The 18,300-nt window shown below is 34.9% G+C and carries 21 protein-coding genes; 12 read left to right on the top strand and 9 right to left on the bottom strand.

From position 1 onward, the window contains the following. The 4 genes from ACL9RH_RS18150 (at window position 1) to ACL9RH_RS18165 (ending at window position 2,613) form a co-directional block, all read left to right on the top strand. Window positions 1-219 (top strand): (4Fe-4S)-binding protein, encoded by a 219-nt coding sequence (locus ACL9RH_RS18150; RefSeq protein WP_422694763.1) that lies wholly within the window; start codon window positions 1-3, stop codon window positions 217-219. Then, complete coding sequence (locus tag ACL9RH_RS18155) at window positions 219-614, top strand: OsmC family protein (protein ID WP_422694764.1); 396 nt, start codon at window positions 219-221, stop codon at window positions 612-614. The genes ACL9RH_RS18150 and ACL9RH_RS18155 overlap by 1 nt, the downstream gene beginning before the upstream one ends. 1 nt (window position 615) lies before the next feature. After that, window positions 616-903, top strand: coding sequence for a GNAT family N-acetyltransferase (locus tag ACL9RH_RS18160; RefSeq protein ID WP_422694765.1), 288 nt, complete (start codon window positions 616-618; stop codon window positions 901-903). Window positions 904-1,053: 150 nt separating this feature from the next. Beyond that, a complete protein-coding gene (locus tag ACL9RH_RS18165) occupies window positions 1,054-2,613 on the top strand; it encodes a sodium:solute symporter (RefSeq protein WP_422694766.1) in 1,560 nt (519 codons plus the stop codon). A 92-nt stretch (window positions 2,614-2,705) separates the two neighbouring features. On the opposite strand, the gene ACL9RH_RS18170 is transcribed toward ACL9RH_RS18165, so the two are convergent. Continuing rightward, entirely contained in the window at window positions 2,706-4,943 is a 2,238-nt protein-coding gene (locus tag ACL9RH_RS18170) for a reprolysin-like metallopeptidase (RefSeq protein ID WP_422694767.1), read from the bottom strand. A gap of 676 nt (window positions 4,944-5,619) precedes the next feature. Between ACL9RH_RS18170 and ACL9RH_RS18175 the strand changes: the two genes are divergently transcribed. Then, window positions 5,620-6,474 (top strand): transketolase, encoded by an 855-nt coding sequence (locus tag ACL9RH_RS18175; protein WP_422695025.1) that lies wholly within the window; start codon window positions 5,620-5,622, stop codon window positions 6,472-6,474. Window positions 6,475-6,505: 31 nt separating this feature from the next. Then, the gene (locus tag ACL9RH_RS18180) at window positions 6,506-7,450 is read left to right on the top strand and encodes a transketolase family protein (protein WP_422694768.1); all 945 of its coding nucleotides are present in this window, start codon (window positions 6,506-6,508) and stop codon (window positions 7,448-7,450) included. Between the two features lie 113 nt (window positions 7,451-7,563). Here ACL9RH_RS18180 and ACL9RH_RS18185 read toward each other — a convergent pair whose 3' ends face one another. The 8 genes from ACL9RH_RS18185 to ACL9RH_RS18220 all read right to left on the bottom strand — a co-directional run bounded on the left by ACL9RH_RS18185 (window position 7,564) and on the right by ACL9RH_RS18220 (window position 11,402). Further along, window positions 7,564-8,082 carry a hypothetical protein gene (locus ACL9RH_RS18185; RefSeq protein ID WP_422694769.1) on the bottom strand — a complete coding sequence of 173 codons (519 nt, stop codon included), beginning with the start codon at window positions 8,080-8,082 and terminating at the stop codon, window positions 7,564-7,566. Beyond that, window positions 8,060-8,539 carry a hypothetical protein gene (locus ACL9RH_RS18190; protein WP_422694770.1) on the bottom strand — a complete coding sequence of 160 codons (480 nt, stop codon included), beginning with the start codon at window positions 8,537-8,539 and terminating at the stop codon, window positions 8,060-8,062. The genes ACL9RH_RS18185 and ACL9RH_RS18190 overlap by 23 nt, the downstream gene beginning before the upstream one ends. A gap of 74 nt (window positions 8,540-8,613) precedes the next feature. Next, on the bottom strand, window positions 8,614-9,153 hold the full coding sequence (locus ACL9RH_RS18195; protein WP_422694771.1) for a hypothetical protein: 540 nt from the start codon (window positions 9,151-9,153) through the stop codon (window positions 8,614-8,616). A gap of 29 nt (window positions 9,154-9,182) precedes the next feature. Further along, window positions 9,183-9,719 (bottom strand): DMP19 family protein, encoded by a 537-nt coding sequence (locus ACL9RH_RS18200; RefSeq protein WP_422694772.1) that lies wholly within the window; start codon window positions 9,717-9,719, stop codon window positions 9,183-9,185. A 40-nt stretch (window positions 9,720-9,759) separates the two neighbouring features. Further along, on the bottom strand, window positions 9,760-10,293 hold the full coding sequence (locus tag ACL9RH_RS18205; RefSeq protein WP_422694773.1) for a DUF4303 domain-containing protein: 534 nt from the start codon (window positions 10,291-10,293) through the stop codon (window positions 9,760-9,762). Between the two features lie 106 nt (window positions 10,294-10,399). Next, window positions 10,400-10,576, bottom strand: a complete 177-nt coding sequence (locus ACL9RH_RS18210; protein WP_422694774.1) for a hypothetical protein — start codon at window positions 10,574-10,576, stop codon at window positions 10,400-10,402. 30 nt (window positions 10,577-10,606) lie between these two features. Next, window positions 10,607-11,062 carry a hypothetical protein gene (locus ACL9RH_RS18215; RefSeq protein ID WP_422694775.1) on the bottom strand — a complete coding sequence of 152 codons (456 nt, stop codon included), beginning with the start codon at window positions 11,060-11,062 and terminating at the stop codon, window positions 10,607-10,609. A 19-nt stretch (window positions 11,063-11,081) separates the two neighbouring features. Then, entirely contained in the window at window positions 11,082-11,402 is a 321-nt protein-coding gene (locus ACL9RH_RS18220) for a DUF4870 domain-containing protein (protein ID WP_422694776.1), read from the bottom strand. A 241-nt stretch (window positions 11,403-11,643) separates the two neighbouring features. On the opposite strand from ACL9RH_RS18220, the gene ACL9RH_RS18225 reads away from it, so the two are divergent. The 6 genes from ACL9RH_RS18225 (at window position 11,644) to gwsS (ending at window position 18,297) form a co-directional block, all read left to right on the top strand. Further along, entirely contained in the window at window positions 11,644-13,500 is a 1,857-nt protein-coding gene (locus tag ACL9RH_RS18225; RefSeq protein WP_422694777.1) for a helix-turn-helix transcriptional regulator, read from the top strand. A gap of 589 nt (window positions 13,501-14,089) precedes the next feature. Beyond that, complete coding sequence (locus ACL9RH_RS18230; RefSeq protein ID WP_422694778.1) at window positions 14,090-14,275, top strand: TIGR04139 family peptide modification target; 186 nt, start codon at window positions 14,090-14,092, stop codon at window positions 14,273-14,275. Between the two features lie 110 nt (window positions 14,276-14,385). Beyond that, window positions 14,386-15,270 (top strand): hypothetical protein, encoded by an 885-nt coding sequence (locus tag ACL9RH_RS18235; protein WP_422694779.1) that lies wholly within the window; start codon window positions 14,386-14,388, stop codon window positions 15,268-15,270. Beyond that, a complete protein-coding gene (gwsG, locus tag ACL9RH_RS18240; RefSeq protein ID WP_422694780.1) occupies window positions 15,267-16,172 on the top strand; it encodes a grasp-with-spasm system ATP-grasp peptide maturase in 906 nt (301 codons plus the stop codon). The genes ACL9RH_RS18235 and gwsG overlap by 4 nt, the downstream gene beginning before the upstream one ends. A gap of 172 nt (window positions 16,173-16,344) precedes the next feature. After that, the gene (locus ACL9RH_RS18245; RefSeq protein ID WP_422694781.1) at window positions 16,345-17,163 is read left to right on the top strand and encodes a GLPGLI family protein; all 819 of its coding nucleotides are present in this window, start codon (window positions 16,345-16,347) and stop codon (window positions 17,161-17,163) included. 39 nt (window positions 17,164-17,202) lie between these two features. Then, window positions 17,203-18,297 carry a grasp-with-spasm system SPASM domain peptide maturase gene (gwsS, locus tag ACL9RH_RS18250; protein WP_422694782.1) on the top strand — a complete coding sequence of 365 codons (1,095 nt, stop codon included), beginning with the start codon at window positions 17,203-17,205 and terminating at the stop codon, window positions 18,295-18,297. Window positions 18,298-18,300: the final 3 nt, after the last annotated feature.

Here is an 18,300-nt window from a genome sequence, read left to right on the forward strand (position 1 = left end):
ATGGAAACACACGAATATCCCAACGGTAACATTACTGTCATCTGGCAGCCTCAGAAGTGTATCCACTCGGCTGTATGTGTAAAAACTCTTCCCCAGGTTTATAATCCCAAAGACAGACCCTGGATAAAAGCAGAAAATGCAACACCTGAAGAACTTAAAAATCAAATAGATCTATGCCCTTCCGGTGCATTAAGTTATAAATTCAATACAGAAAAATAATGGCGGTAACAGTAAAAGCAAGTTTAGGAAAAACAAAATACTATACGGAAGTAACTGCTGGTGAAAATAAGATCATCACAGATGAACCTATTGATAAAGGCGGCCAGAATAAAGGTTTTAATCCTTTGGAAATTTTAGCAACTTCTCTGGCAAGCTGCACTGCGGCGACATTAAGAATGTATATCGAAAGAAAAGAATGGGATGTGGAAAACATCAACGTAGAAGTAGAACTGGAGAATTATCCATTAACCAAAAGAGCGGTGTTCAAAAGAGATATCACTTTTGATGGCATCCTGGATGATGAGCAGCTGAAAAGATTGCACACCATTGCCGATGCATGCCCTGTTCATAAAATATTAACCAACGACATAGAAATATTAACTAAATTCTCATAGTATGATCGAAGTAAAACAAAACAACGACGAAAAACACGGAAGTTTTGAAGCTTTCATAGATGGAAGACGCGCAGGAGAAATGACGTATACCTGGGCAGGAGAAGAAAGATTTATTATAGACCACACGGAGGTGGAAGAAGCTTACAACGGAAAAGGCGTAGGCAAGGAAATGCTTTTGGCAGCAGTAGATTTTGCCCGAAAAAACGGAAAAAAGATCATTCCGCTTTGCCCTTTTGCAAAGGCTAGTTTTCAGAAGAGTGAGGAAATTCAGGATGTTTTGGTGAACTGATTACTTTTCCACCCTTACCATATAAACCTTTCAGAGAATCTCTGGAAGGTTTTTTATTTCTAAATGAAACGAACCTCAACAGACTCCATTGTAAATTCACGATCCACGACTGATCTTTTTTATATATTTGCTAAAATTTAAAATCAAAGCATGAATCCAGGAACGATCCTTTTGCTATTTGTCTTTATCTACTTCATCGGCCTTTTGGTGATTTCGTATTTTACCAGCCGGAATTCTGACAACCAGTCATTCTTTATTGGTAACAAAAAAAGTAAATGGTGGCTCGTGGCATTCGGAATGATAGGAACCAGCCTGAGTGGGGTTACCTTTATTTCCGTTCCGGGAACTGTAGGGAAGATGACCGGCTCAGAATACATCTATGGTGGTTTTGAATATTACATGATGGTAATCGGCTTCTTCATTGGGTATTTCATTGTTGCAGCCATATTGCTTCCTCTGTATTATAAGATGAATCTTACTTCCATTTACACGTATTTAGGAAAAAGATTCAATGTGGAAGCACATAAAATAGGGTCGATATTCTTCATTATTTCAAGAGCAATTGGGGCTACGGCAAGATTATATCTGGTAGTGAATGTATTGCAGATCTTTTTGCTGGAAGGGCTTGGCGTTCCGTTTTGGGTAACTTCTATGGTTCTTCTACTAATGGTTCTTCTGTATACTTTCGAAGGAGGTGTAAAAACGATCGTTATCACAGATACTTTACAGACATCTTTCATGATTATCAGTTTGATCGCCTGTATCGTATTTATTTTATCTAACCTTAATCTGTCGTTTGGTGAAGCGTATACTATTTTAGAACAGAAAAATTATACTCATTTCATCAATTTTGATCCGAATTCCAAAACATTTTTCCTGAAAACAATTTTGGGAGGAATTTTCATCACCATTGCAATGACAGGTCTTGATCAGGAAATGATGCAGAAAAATATATCTGTAGACAACCTTAAAAATTCTAAAAAGAATATGCTGACTTTTGCAGGAACACTTCTTCTTGTGAATCTGGCATTTCTTTTCTTAGGAGGACTACTTTATCTTTTTGCCTTACAGAATGGTGCAGAATACGGAACAATAAATTCCGAAACAATAACTAATATTTTCGGATTTAAAGATTCTTCTGGAAATATTAAAAACATCATGGGTGATGACCTTTTCCCGGCTTTATCACTTCAGGGCTATTTCCCTATGTTTATTTCAATCATCTTTATTATTGGATTGATCTCTGCGTTGTTCCCTTCTGCTGATGGAGCTTTAACTGCGGTTACAAGTTCATATTGTGTTGATCTTTTAAATCTCAATGAAGATAAAACCAAAACCGAAAAAGAAAAGAAACGTCTTCGTATGAAGGTACACTTAACTTTCACTGTTGTTTTCTTCATTTTAATCATGATTTTCAAAGCATTAAATGATAAATCTATCGTTTATCTGATCATGGAAATCGCAGGATATACTTATGGGCCACTGTTGGGACTTTTTGCTTTCGGAATTTTCACCAAATTCAATATTTCGAAAAAATATTCTATCCTTACCGTGACTCTTTTAGCCCCTGTACTTACATATCTGATCAATCTGGCTGTCACTACTTACACAGATTACCGAATTGGGGTAGAACTCATCGTTCTGAATGGTCTACTTACATTCATCGGTTTATGGCTGGTAAAGAATAAATCTTATCTAAAGGTGGTTTAATTTAAACTACTGATAAAGATAAAACGAAGAAGGCTGTTTTCATCAATAATGAAAACAGCCTTTTTTATATATTAGAATGATCAGAATATTTTCTATTCTTTAATCCATTTTACAGCTTGTTCGAAATCTTTGGTTTTTACTTTGATTACGTAGTTTCCTTTTACCAGTTCCGTTAAGTTAAATGTTCCAACTCTATCGTTGCTTAACTTATTATTCTGCTGACTGAATACCAATCTTCCGCTTGTATCATATACCGTAATATCATATGAATCATTAGGTTTGGTAAATTTAATGTTAACGATTCCTTTGCTTGGGTTAGGGTATACGGAAAATACATCTGCTTTTCCTGATACCTCATTTACTCCCAGTATTTGTTTATTAATGGTGAAATTAATCGGGTTGATATTAAAGAATACATTTCCATCACCAGCTACCATAATTCTCGCCTGTGTAGTATTCACATCAGGAATTGTAATGGTTTCTGATCCGTCATTAGGTGTAGAAGCTAAAATGGTAATCGGATAAGTAAGTCCACCATCCGTGGAAAGATAAATATTCACATTCGCACAGCTTACCGGAACTTCTGTAGTATTAGCTACATCCCATGTGATTGTCTGAGTACTGTTTCCCGTCCAGCTTACAGCAGTATTGGGTGCCGTTACCATAAAAGGTCCTGCATTGTCTACCACCGTCACAATGGCATCATCATTGGCTACTCCAGCACAACCTGCATTATTATCTCTTACCGTCAGTCTGAACTCCATCGTTCTTGCATATGATGGTAAAATCTCACCGATAGTGGTAGTGTTACTGATAACATCTGTAATTTTCGGGAAATATCTGTAAGGAACTGTTGTTGGTATAAATGATCTGAATATAGCTGCATTTCCTGTTGGAGCATTCCAGTTTCCGGCTGGTCCATTATCATTCTGTTCCCAGCAGTAGGTAAGTCCAGTGTTTTCAGCATCTGTTGCAGAACCTGTTAGTTTAAATGGAGTACTTTTAGGAATAATATAATTACTTCCAGCGTTTACTATAGGAGCTGTATTGGCAACAGGGTTTGTCACCTGGCAAGTTGTTGACTGTACTTTTGTAGTGATAGATTGGAACGAACTGGTATGGAAAATAGGGATACTGTTTGCTGCCAGGTTATTTGAGATCAGACAAATTCCTGCATAAGCCATAATGGTAATACCGCTTCCTGGCTCTACTGCAGTGCCTGCATTACGGTTACTTCCACCACAGCTTCCTGTTGTAGCATTAAAGGTATGAGGTCCCCCGAACTGGTGCCCTATTTCGTGAGCAACGTAATCTATATCGTAAGGGTCGCCAACGGGATTAGATGAACCGGTAATTCCTCTTGCTTTCTGGGAATTGATACAGATCACCCCCAACCCTGCTAATCCACCGCCACCTGTACTAAACGTATGGCCTATATCAAAATTAGCCGTTCCAATTAAGGCTGTAATCTGAGTCTGACTTTCATTAATTAATGTACCTGCGCTATTATTTCCGTTAAAGGGATCCGTACTAGGGTTTGTGAAGATAACATTGGTTTCATTATCTACTAAGACCAGTCTTGAAGCAACCTCTTGCTCATACACCCCATTTACTCTGTTGATTGAAGTTACAATAGCTGATAATGTCTGAGCAACTGTTGGAGTAGCAGTTCCAGTAGCCGCTATAGCATATTCACCTGTACAAGCTACTGCTAATCTGAAAATTCTAATTTGAGTTCCTACGCTTGGAGTGACGGTTTTTTGTGCATTTTTTTTTTCTACTTGAGAATCTTCAGCATGCGTTTCACATGTCATAGGATTTTTATTGATCAGATCACTTTTCTTATAAATAATATAGTTATCAATATTATTCTTTGCGTAAGGATCAATATAAGTATCTCCTGCTACTACCGATTTTATCTGGGCATGAAACCCTAATTCTGTAAAATCAAGCTTTATAGTAGCATACTGATCATCAACTCCCTGCCCTGTTAATGTAACGATTTGAGGGAACTGGCTGGCTAATTTGGGAGCCATCACAGAAGACTTCCAGATTCTGAATTTCGCTTTTGATCCATCAGCCATAGGCAGCACAATGATTGGGGCTTTCCCTTTGAAATCACTATCTCCCAATTCCGGAACAGAATCAATATAGTTTTTCAGATCTGCAATATTCAGCTGATAAGTAAGAAATTTTTCGGGTTGCACGGTCCGGCTTTTAGGATCTGATGTAATGGACCTCTCGCTGATCTTGGTAAAGAAGTCCTGTGCCTTTCCCAGGGAAACAGATACAATAAGTATCCCCAGAGATAATAGTTTTTTAATTTTCATAATTCATGATATTTTGAGATTGTAAAATATTTTTAAGTTGGTGTAAAAAAAATAACAAAAACACTTCAGGTACATAAAATAGCCACTAAATACCTGCGGTTTTTATAAAATTAATAAATTTTAAGATAAAATCGTCATAAAAAAATTAAAAATAAAAAAATATTAGTAAAAAATACAGATTCCATTCTTGTGAAAAATAAGATCCTATTTTTTATAAAACATTAAAAACCTCAATCCAAAAGCCATCCATACAGCAATTGTCGTATTTTCGAAATTATTATCTTAATTTGAGACAAAAACATATTTCTATGCAAAAAAATATTCCAATTTTTGGATTTGTATTGTTATCTGTTGTATGAACGATATGAAGAATTTATTTCAGAGATCATACCTTATAAAATCTATGTAGAAAAGGAAAAAAGAAAAATTCAGGTATTTCATTAAATGTTTACGGGAAAGATTCAGGATATTTTAATATTGAGGTTTACGATACGGAAACAGAACTCACTTTTGCATTTAGTAATAGTATTCTCATATAAATTACGGTTTATCTTCAATGAAAGTGTTAAAAACAGTAAAATTTTAAAATCAATTAAAGAACCAGATTTTAGGTCCCAATTTTTGCATTTCCGTAAGCCATTAAAAAATTGTAAATTTGTGTGCAAATAAATCAGATATAATGAGTAAAAGTATTGAAGAGCTAAAATCTCTTACTACACAGATCAGAAGAGACATTTTAAGAATGGTTCATGCTGTAAATTCGGGACACCCGGGTGGAAGCTTAGGTTGTACAGAATACTTCACAGCCCTTTACGGTAAAGTAATGAACTATCATCTTCCTTTCACAATGGAAGGCAAAAATGAAGATCATTTTTATCTATCAAACGGGCATATTTCTCCTGTGTTCTACTCTACTTTAGCAAGATTTGGTTTCTTTCCGGTAGAGGAGCTTAGTACTTTCAGAAAACTGGATTCAAGATTACAGGGTCACCCTACCACTCATGAAGGACTTCCTGGGATCAGAGTAGCTTCAGGATCTCTTGGACAGGGACTTTCTGTGGCTTTAGGTGTAGCTCAGGGTAAAAAGCTGGATGGTGATCAATCTCTTGTCTACTCTCTTCACGGAGATGGTGAACTTCAGGAAGGTCAGGTTTGGGAAGCATTCATGTATGCTGCTGCTAAGAAAGTGGATAACATTATTTCTACGATAGATTACAATGGCCGTCAGATTGATGGGGATACAGATGATGTATTAAGCTTAGGAAATCTTCATGCAAAACTTGAAGCATTCGGATGGGTTGTTTTGGAAGAAAAGAACGGTAACGACCTTGAAGCAGTAATCGGAATTCTTGAAAGAGCAAAAACTGAAACAGGAAAAGGAAAACCTGTAGCTATTCTTCTTCATACAGAAATGGGATACGGAGTAGATTATATGATGGGATCTCATGCTTGGCATGGTAAAGCTCCAAATGATGAGCAGTTGGCAAAGGCATTAGACCAATTACCTTTAGAAACTCCTGCAGATTACTAAAATCCTAACCTCTCGATTAATAAAAATAAAAATGAAATTTACATATACAGAAAAAAAAGACACACGTTCAGGATTCGGAGCAGGATTAGCTGAACTTGCTGATAAAAACCCTAATGTAGTAGCACTTTGTGCAGACCTTATCGGTTCTTTGAAAATGGAGAAATTCATTGAGAAGGCTCCTGAAAGATTCTTTCAGGTAGGTATTGCTGAAGCGAATATGATGGGACTTGCTGCAGGTCTTAGTATTACAGGAAAAATTCCTTTCACAGGAACTTTTGCTAACTTCTCTACTTCAAGAGTATACGACCAGATCCGTCAGTCTATCGCTTATTCTAATAAAAATGTAAAAATCTGTGCTTCTCACGCAGGTCTTACCCTAGGAGAAGATGGAGCTACTCACCAGGTATTGGAAGATATCGGGATGATGAAAATGCTTCCTGGAATGACCGTGATCAACACTTGTGATTACAACCAAACCAAAGCGGCTACATTAGCCATTGCAGACTTTGAAGGTCCTGTATATTTAAGATTCGGAAGACCTGTAGTACCTGTTTTCATTCCGGAAGATATGCCTTTCGAAATCGGAAAAGGAATTCTTCTTCAGGAAGGTACTGATGTAACTATTGTTGCAACAGGACACCTTGTATGGGAATCTCTTGTAGCGGCTGATGAGCTAGAAAAAGAAGGAATTTCTTGTGAGGTGATCAACATTCACACCATCAAGCCTCTTGATGAAGAAATCATCTTAAAATCTGTTGAAAAAACAGGTAAAATTGTAACAGCTGAAGAACACAACTATCTTGGCGGTTTAGGAGAATCTGTTGCGGGAATGCTTGCAAGAAAGAGACCTACAAAACAAGAATTTGTAGCTGTACATGATACTTTCGGAGAGTCTGCAACGCCTGCTGAACTAATGAAGAAATATAAAATTGATGCAGAAGCTGTAAAAGAAGCTGTAAAGAGAATTTTAGCTTAAGGTTGTAAGCTATTTGATATAAAAAATGCGGCGGTTTCGAAGAAACCGCCGCATTTACTTTGTCTATACTTGTCATGGTTCGTAGCTTCTACCCTACTTATTGTTGTTTATTTTTATGTCTCGGGTTGATTCAGTGGAATACCCACCGTAATTAATATGGGATGCAGTATTTTTTCGATGTACTCATCTTCTTTTTTATTGGAAGCTTTTCCACCTGAAAAGTAATTGCTTATCCTATAGTTTTTTACAAACTGATTTCGTTTTTTTCCTATGGAATAATAATATCCACCACTTTCATCATTGATAAAATAAGTCATCTCTTCAAAGCTCATGATCTTTTTAGCCACAATCTGCCTTCTGTAGATACATTTTTCCGATTTATTAAAGATATATTTCACGGGAATTCTGAAAATAAGATCGAATAGAAAATAAGCCATATAAATCCCCCATACAATCAAGGCAATTTTAAACTGATCTGACGACATTCTATCCATAAAATAATAGACTATTACCGGAAGTGCAACGATTCCAAAAGCCACCCACCATATCAAAGTCCGCAGGAAATCGTAATTGGGCATGAAGCTTATCTCGCTCCCATTCTCTTCAAACTTATAACGGTCTGTGATGTCCATTGTCCGGATTATTAATATTCATAATATCCTCTGTTTCGTTCACCATTTTCTGTATCCCTGCCTGGGTAAGAGCCTGTCCTACGGTAAGTTTCTTTTCTTTACCATCTACCTCAAAATAAATGGAAAGCATTACATTTGTTGTAATGAATCCCATGTATTTGGTAGCCAATATATGAAAATTGGTGAAATTTTCCAGGGGATAAGTTCTCTCAGGAACAAAAATGGTATGTTTTCCGGTAATGGTTTTTCGATCCATATCTATGATGAATTTTTTCGTAAAGAAATTGATCATAATAAGGACTACCAGAGCAATAATAACATAGCTGAAGGTTCTTGCACTGTTGAAAAGCACTCCTGCAATAACCAGGAAAATAAGGCAGAGTATAGTGACAAATACGGGTTGGTTCTTAAAGATATACTGATTACCTTCCTGTTTGTAAAACTTATAGTTATTCATAATTAATGTAATTGTAATTGATATTTTTATTTGGATTTATATTTTATTATTTGAAGAGGTCTTCGATTCTATATTTATTCAAAAATCCTGGCAATTTCGTCTTCATTAATCGTTTTCATGGTATTTAGATCTGTCCTGAAATAGGTATCATGAATAGAAAAATAGGCATTCATTTTTATTAAGGTCTGTTCTGATGCTTTCTTCCAACAGTCAGAAAACCATTGTTCAAAAATCTCGTACTTTTCTTCGTTATACTCATCCATCATTTCGTCAAAATCATCATCTTCATAATGATCTTCAAAGTCTGAAATTTTGTTCCATATTTCTTCAGGAACCAAGGCGTTCCATTCTTCGTTAGATGTATTGCTATTCTTTCTGGTCGGAAGAGATTGGGTATTGGTCGCAATATTACCTTTATGATCTACGCCCCAAAAGACAATATTCAGATAGTCAAATTCATATTCAAAATAGAAAGCTTTGATGTCAGAATGTGTACCGTGAAGATAGCTTATCGTTTCACCTCTCAGCAAATGAACCAGATCATCTGTAAGGCCGGAACTGATCGAATCCAGATAATTTCTAAATTCAATATTGAGTTGTTGGAGATTTTCCATACGTTGAATTCACTTTCAGTTTTAAAATATTATCGTTCAATCTTTCTTCCTATCCATTTTTCAAGCTCGGCAAACATTTCATCAATAGTGAGAACTTTCAGATCCGGATGATTCTTCAGCCATTGGGAATGAAGTGCTGTTAAATCTTCTTCCAGAGTATAAAATGAATCATTTTTCAAAGAGTCCCGGATTTCATTAAGACCAAAATATTCGCCTTCCAGAAACATTTCAAGTTGTTCATCATTAAGTTGTTTTACTTTCGAACACTGATCCTGAAATAATTCCAAATGTTTTTCTGCGCCTATTTTCTTCAGGCTTTCTTCTATCATTTGATTGAGTTCTTCAGACCAGCCGGAATTCCAGACAAACTGAGAAAAATTTCCATTTTTATATTGCGCCACATAATAGTCGACATAATAACTCATAACTGCATCTTCATGCATATCTTCTTCTGCAATTCCTTCTTCATTTAAAAGGTTTACTACAGATATATTGGATGCTATCACCTCATAAGCATCATCGTTTTTATAAGAGGTATCTGAGACAATTATTTTATCTGGCTTCATATGATATATTTAAAATGTGTTTTTTTAATTTCTCATTCTTTTAATTGCCCCAGGTAGCCATCCACTCCAGATATTCACTTTGATAGTCATTATCATTGAGTCTGACAATGAGTTTTTTCAGATCCTGTATCTCAAATTCATAATCTGAAACCGTAAAAATCAGGAAAATATCTTCGCCTGTGATTGATGTAAAAAAGTTTTCGTTTTTAAGTTTTTCCAATACTTCAATGCATAAAGAGTAAAGCTTTGCCTGAAAATCTTCAACCCCCTGATCATCTTCATCATATTTTTTGAGTTCTTCTCTCAGTTGGGTACAAATATTGTCGAATTCCTCATCAGCTCCTTCCATTTCATAAGTCCATTCTGCAGGTTCATACTTGTAGTACAACTCATCTTCTTTATCTATCGTTTCGAGTACCTTTAAAGTATTAGCAGCAGGACAAACCGTCATTGCTCCTTCATCACTGTACAACGCAAAACTGTAGATTTTTTCTGCTCCATGCTTTTCATACATTTCTAAAAAAGCCTTTTTAGCAGCATTTTCTATCTGCTGTTTCAAAATTCCAAAATCCATACTTCTTTTCTTTTTTAAAATGGGCGGTAAAATTACCTTAATCCTATGATATCAGTATATTATATTCTACAGATGTATAGCCAGATTCGTGATTATAGATAGCTTATTATCTGTTTTTATTATATAAAATCATTCCTGGAATCATGACTGCTACAGCAAAAAGCATTGGAGGAACATCTCCATGGGTGAACATCCAGGAAGTTTCCTTAGAAGGTCCAATTTTCACAATAACAGTGAGGCAAAAACCTATCAGGATCAAAATAATACCTAGTGTTTTTTTCATAATTGCATATTAATAGTTGATGGTGTTTCATTATATTTTAAGATCCTCAAGCTCATTCGTCACCTCCTGCATGGTACTTTTACTGAAAGATTGTGACACCAGAGGACGCTTAAATTTTGAGACATTTTTAAAATTGGCATACAGGTAGCAGCCTATAGGAATAAATCCCATAATCCGGAAAGTTTGTAGCTCAAATCCCTCAAAGTCATCAAGGTTGTACATCAATTTCTTACGATTTAAACCACTATTATTAACTCTCAATAGTTTAGATACCGGGTCAAAATAGATTTTGGGCGGCCTCAAAAAAACCACAGCCAGTAATAAGAAAAAAATGAGAAGTACAACACCTGTCTTCTGATAGCTGCTGTATATAAGTATTAATACAGAAATACATACCCAAGCTGCTATAATAAGGTGTTGTAATGACATATACTGCTTCACCAGATAACTGTTTCCTTCCTTTTTCAAATGTTTAAAATCTTCCATTTTTTTAAATAATGAAGGATTACCCTATAAATGAAAATTTATCCTCAACCATTTTCCCGATGAGCGGTAATGGCTTTTCTACTTCGTTTGCTGCGTTGATGATCCCAATAATCATAAGAACCAAGGGGATGAATCCCAATATTCCCAGAAGTCCGATATTGAGAATCATAAGCAGGATATTCAGAACGATAGATAAAAGGATAGAAAAAATAACCAGTCCTAAAGATTGTTTCAGATGATATTTTAAAAGGCTGTTGGGTTTATCTTTCCCCATTACAAAAGAAATCAGCCATCCGAAAATAGTGATATAAGATACGATTGATAATGTCTTGTTGTCCATAACTTAATTTTTTTTAATTAATATTTGTTGTTTTTTTACTGCTCCAAAATTGCGACGGAAAAAAGATTTCTTCCTACTTATCGGCTCCTACAAAACAACTTCAAATTAAAATTCGAGCGACTACAAAACGTCTACAACTAATTATAACAAGTTAAATTTCAATACATTATAAAAAACATACGATTCCATTTTTTTATATTGAACATTGACAGGTCTTTACAATTTTTGTACTTTCACCCCTATGAAACTGAAGTACTCATTTTTATATCTTATACTTTTCATCTGTACTTTATATCCGGCACAGAATACATTTTTTGATGGTCTTAAAGATCAGTTGAATAAAGAACAAACTTCTGTTCCGGAAAAGTTTAAAATTTTTAATGAACTCACAGAATATTATAGAGTAAGCGACCAGTATCCCACGGCCGAAAAATATGTTCAGCAGCAAATAGAACTTGCCCAAAAGGAACATAATAGCACCGAAGAAGTAAAAGCGCTTGTTCAGAAAGGAATCATTAAACTCAACCAATCTGAATACGCTAAAGTTCCTCCTATTATTGATGCGGTACACATAATTGTACAGAAAAGCCATGATAAAACCGCAGCCTTATATACTGAATATCTGAATATCTATTACAATAATTCATTGGGAGAATATGAAAATACAATCAAGCTCATCCAGAAAGTGCTTCCCAGTGTGGAAAAATTGCCTTCAGAAATCCTCTTGAATGCAAAGCTCAATTATCTCCTTTATGGAATTTATACAGCATGGAATGATGCTGAAAATGCTACCCAATATGCTAAAAAAGCAATAGTTTTATCTGAAAAATCAGGAAATAAAAATATGCTGAGCTCGGCCTACTCTGCTCTGGCTGTATGCTATTCTTTTCAGTACGAAAAAACCGGTGATTTAAAAGACCTGAAAACTGTAATAGAAATCTGTAGAAAAGCTGTGGCTTTGTATCATCAGTTTCCGGGACGCGTTTCTGCCTATGCCCATGCCATTGCTTTACTGAATCTTGCTAATTATTATTTAAGCTTTCCTACTATCACTCCCGAAATTCGTCAGGAAATTCAGGCTAGTGCCAACGAAATATTAGCCCTTACCCAACATACAACTCTTAATCAGGCAAATCAAGCCGGAGCCCTTGGAATATTAAGCACTCTTGCCATAAAGGATCATAATGATGCTTTGGCTGAGCAATATCTTCTGAAGGCTGAAAAAATTCTTCTCACTCAAAAGCCGGTATATTATCCCATCATGATTACGGTGGCAAAAAATCTCGCGCAATTGTATGCCCAACAAAAAAATTATCAAAGGGCCTACGAATATCAGATGAAAGTGACAGAGTACAGTCATATACTTTTTGATGAAGGCCAGGCTGAAACCGCAAAAAGACTGGAAGCACAATATCAGTCTCAGAAAAAAGAATCTGAACTGAGAAGCCTGACTGAGAAAACGACCAATCTTAAAAAAGAAAAACTATTATATATAGGTCTTGGAATTATTGGTTTAATAGGAGCGTTTTTCATGTTCCGTTCTTATCATTTTAAATTGCGCTATTCTATAGAACGGGAAAATAAACTGGATACCGAGAAACATGAGGCCGAAATGCAGATCAAGCTTCAGGAAGAAGAACAAGCCAGATTAAAAGCAGAGCAAGAGCTTCTTACCCTTCAGCAGCAAAAGCTTCAAAGTGAAGTACTGGCCAGCCAGCTTCATATACAGCATAAAAATGAAATACTTCAGCAGCTTCATACTCAGCTTTCTGATACTGATACCGACATCAACATCCAACAGATAGTAAAAGGAGAAAACCGCGTTGACAATGATTTTGAAAAGATTAGGTTTACGATTCAGGAACTGCACCCTGATTTCTTCAAAAACATCAACGAAAGAGCCCAACAGAAACTTACGGCTCTGGATCTGAAATACTGTGCTTATATTTATCTGGGAATGGATACCAAACAAATTGCTAACCTCCTCAATGTAGAGCCCAAAAGTGTAAGAATGACGAAATACCGACTAAAAAAGAAATTCGGACTGGATGAACACACTGCTCTGGAAACATTTTTTCAAGGGATTTTTTCTGAATAGAACTAAGAGCGAAACTTCATTTTTTAAACACTCATCGTTCCTTTTTCGATTAGGATAATATTTCCACAATATCAGAATTCTTTTTTCTCAAATTATCAAAATAAACAGTTGAAAAAAGATCAATATTTTTTTTCATCACCAAGACTTTTTTGTAAAACCCTTCAAATTTGTATCATTTGTATTCAAATAGCTTCATTCATTGAGACGATCTGTTATTTTGTACATTAGAAAATAATTCTAATTTTAAAGAACCTTCCTAAAATCTGTTTCAGATCTTCTTTTTAATACTTTATACTTTTCATTAAACTTTCTTTTTTCATCAAATCCCAAATCTCTATTACAACTCAATCTGTACAATACTTATAAACCAGATTTCAAAAAAATCGACTCATAAAATCTACAAATTATACGCAACATTTATCACCATAACGGGACCTAATTATTTATAGTTTTGACCCATCAACGTTGATGAAATATATTCTGAATCAGTAGATGTAAGTGTACAGTACAGATAATGATGAGAATTATTGATCCTAATGTCAGAGGTAAAATGACACAAATGAAATTAATACATTAAAAAACAATCACAATGAAAAAATTAATCGGTATGAAGAGTAGCTTCTCTTCTTTAGAAAACAAGAAAATGAAAAACCTGCAAACAATTCAAGGAGGAGGTAATTCTGCAGTTAACTATGTAGCAACTAATAATGGAGACTGCTACGACAAAGAAACATGGAGAGATCACAAGCTTGAATCTACGTTAGAAGTTTGCTAAAAAAGGGTGTTTACATCCGATATCTTTGTAAAGGGAGGAGTAATTCCTCCTTTTTTCAAATGATATGTGAAAATTGATTTTCAAGGCTTAAATAAATATTCAAAAACACTATGAAAAGAAAATTGGCCCAAAAACAACTTCCCATCCCAAATATACTATCTCTTTTAGTTATCGTTTTTCTGCTTTTTTCCTGCAAAACCAAAGATTATATCACCTATTACAATAGAGTGAATGAGATTGACAGCTTGTACCGAAAATTTAATCAGCCAGAAGAAGTTATAAAACAATACCGGGTACTTTTCAAGAAATACGCTCCTAAAAACCAGGAACGTATTGAGGAATATGAAACTTACATTACACTGGCAGATAAACACCAAAAAAACTTTGGAGGAAAAAAAAGCCTTTATAAACTTATTCCTTTACTTGCTCCTTATGAAGATTCTTATCAAAAACACTATGAACTGTTCGAAAAATATGGAATAGACAGCACTGAGGTAAAACAGAGAATTGCAGATTGGAAGAAAGGCTTAAATAAACGTCTGGTAGATTCTTTTAGTATAGCATTTACCCGTGATCAGGCAGAAGATCGTAAAGATCCTCAATTGAGAGAAGTGAATGATAAAATAAATGCTAAGTTACTCAAATGGACCTTTGAAAATTATGGTTATCCTTCTGTTCAGAAAATAGGACTTATTGGAAATAATGATGTTTTTATGCCCATGCATCCATTATTCAGTCACATGATAGATGCAGAGGAATATCCTTATTTTAAGATGAAAATGTTGGAATATATAAAATCGGGGGACTGCAATCCCAAAGACTATGCTAATATGGTAGACAGACATGACCTACAAATCAGTAAAAAAGAGATGCCTTATGGTTCCTACCCAAGCTACACCGCCGTTATTGATACGGCAAAAGTAAACCGAAACAGAAAAACTATAGGATTACCTGCTTTGAAACGTACTTCCATCAACAAAAAGGAAACAAAATGATTCTTATCATTTCCAACAATAATGAGAGAACTACCCTTAAAGTTATACAATGGCTTCTGGATATGAAGAAAGACTTCATTCGCATCCATGAAGATGAAGTTTTTGAAATAAAAACCGAGAACAAACAGGTCTTTCTGAAGAGTGATAGAAGTTCTTTTTTCCTTGATGATATTACCAGCGTATGGTATAGAAGAGGAAGATTGAAGATAAAACGGCTGAAATATGATAATGCTTCCGTCAATGCTCATATGAATGAAGTACAACATTGGCTAGAAGATTATGTAAGAAAAACATTGGAATCTAAAAAGCACATCAATAAAGAAAGCAACAGCGATATAAATAAACTTTTGGTTTTAGAACAGGCAAAAAAAGCGGGTTTAGAAGTCCCTGAATATTTTCTGGCGGATAATACGGAGCAGGTATCCCTACATAAGACAATTATCAAAACAATTGGCGGGAATCCAATATTGGATGACATTGATACGGATTTAAACGGCATCATGTATACTACAACCATACATCACAAAGAAAAAACAGATTTCTTTATTACTTTCTTTCAGGAGCAAATTGATAAAGAATTTGAGATAAGAACCTTCTATCTGAACGGAAAATGCTACTCAATGGCCATTTTTTCTCAGAACGATAAACAGACCAAAACAGATTTCAGGAAATATAATTTTAAAAAGCCCAATAGAAACATTCCCTACATACTTCCATCCCATATTGAAGAAAAGATTGATGTTCTGATGCGAACCCTGGATTTAAATTGTGGTTCATTAGATTTTATAAAATGTAAAGAAGGAAAATTCTTTTTCTTGGAAGTCAATACTATTGGGCAATTCCTGGGACTTTCTAATATATGCAACTATTCGCTGGATAAAGAAATCGCAGAATATTTATGAAAATCAAAGTAAAAGAAAAGAACAAACTACCGCTTACTTTCAAACATATCGAAGCCTTTCAACATCAGAAAACAAAAAAAGAAAATGATGTCATCTATGTCTTGGGTTGTGAAAAATATCAAAGTAACTTTCATATCAGGGAAAAACCTTTAAAATCTCTCACAAGACTATTATGAAAATTCCGATTTTTTGTTATTCTTTATTTTTCATGTGGGTACTCGCTCCATTTTTAAAAGCGCAAAACTCTACTTTCATATATGAGTTGAATTATAAACCTTACTCAGGCAGTTTAAAAACTGAAAAAATTATTTTCTATCTCGATAGTAAAGATGGAGCATCAATATTTCGATCGGAAAAATTTCGACAATCAGATTCGATAAAAGCTAAAAGAGGTACAGGAAACGGATTCGATATGGAATACAATAATAAACAGCTATATATTTATAAAAAAGATAAGAGTAATGAGATTTTAAAGTATGTATTTGTTCCTTTAATTTATAGCATTTACGTTATTTCAATTAACGAAAATCTTCATTGGAAAATTATAGCAGAGAAAAAGAAAATTGGACATTACAACTGTCAAAAAGCAGAAGTAGAATACGGAGGAAGGAAATGGGATGCTTGGTTTACCACTGAAATTCCTCTGCAGCAAGGTCCATACATGTTTTACGGATTACCAGGATTGATTGTAAAAATTTCTGATAAAAAACTTGATTATGATTTCGAACTCATTCAAATAAGAGATTTCAAATGGAAAGAACTGTATGTAGATCGGTATGAAAAGAAAATCTCTTGGGAAGAATTTAAAAAGCTTCAACAAAATTATTACACCAATCTCCTTTCTATGATTAATAAATCTGAGATATCATCTTATGACGAAAGTGGAAATAAAACAAAGACCAACTTTAAAGAAATGACAGACAATATCCGGAAGCGGATTCGAGAGAGAAATAGTCCTGTTGAACTCAATCACAAATTAGAATATAGGTAGCTTTCCAGCAATACCAACAATAAAAACTTTATTCAGTCTATGCAATATTTCAATCTATTCAGCAACATTCTGATCACCAAAGGAGCAGGCAGAATCCTTATTTCCGATCTTCAGAGAAACGTATCAGAACTGTACCCTTTGGAGCTGTACGAGGTCATAGAAGAGTTGAAAAGTATTTCTATTGAGAATATCCTGAAAAACTATGATAAAGAATCCGGAGAAATAATTAAAGAATACCTCAGCCTTTTACTCGAAAAAGAATATGGCTTCATCACAGAAAATGATTGGGACAAAAACTTTCCGCCACTTTCCATGGAATATCAAGAGCCGGGCAAAATCAACGATATTTTTATAGAAGCAGACAATATAGAGGTGATAAGAAAGGTAAAACCTTCCATTGAAAATCTGGGAATACAGCATCTTACACTTTACAGTAGAACGATACTCAGTGCAAAAGATTTAATCGAGATCGACAAAATATTTGAAACCTCTGTTTTATCCGGAATAGAAATTTTTTCACCGTTCCATCAAAAGATCAATGAATCTTTCATCCAGCAGCTTCATCAGAATACGAGAAGGGTTTACAGTTTGGTTTTTTATGATTGCCCCAAAAAACCATTCAATATTAAAGATGACTATAGATTTTCTGTACAGTTTGTAAAAGAAGACCTCAAAATATCAGCCTGTGGTAAAGTAGATGTTAAATATTTCAATACTAACCTTCCAAAAATTCTGGAAGCGGTCAATTATAATTCCTGTCTTCATAAGAAAATAGGCATTGACCGAAACGGTAATTTGAAAAACTGTCCTCTGATGTCTGAAAGTTTTGGCAATATACAGTATCAAACCCTTGAGGAAGCATTAAGCAAAGATCATTTCAAAAAGTACTGGAGTCTTACCAAGGATCAGATAGCAACATGTAAAGACTGTGAATTCCGTTATGTATGCACCGACTGCAGAGCTTATACGGAAAGAACCCATTGGAATGCAGAAGGGATTGATGTTTCAAAGCCTTTAAAATGTGGATATAATCCTTATAGCTGCGAGTGGGAAGATTGGTCCCAAAATCCTTTGAAAAAAGAAGCTATTCAATATTACCAGACGGCAGACCATAAAAACTCTGCAAGGCTGTAAATA

It is taken from the genome of Chryseobacterium sp. Mn2064 (assembly GCF_049319685.1).
Lineage (GTDB): Bacteria > Bacteroidota > Bacteroidia > Flavobacteriales > Weeksellaceae > Chryseobacterium.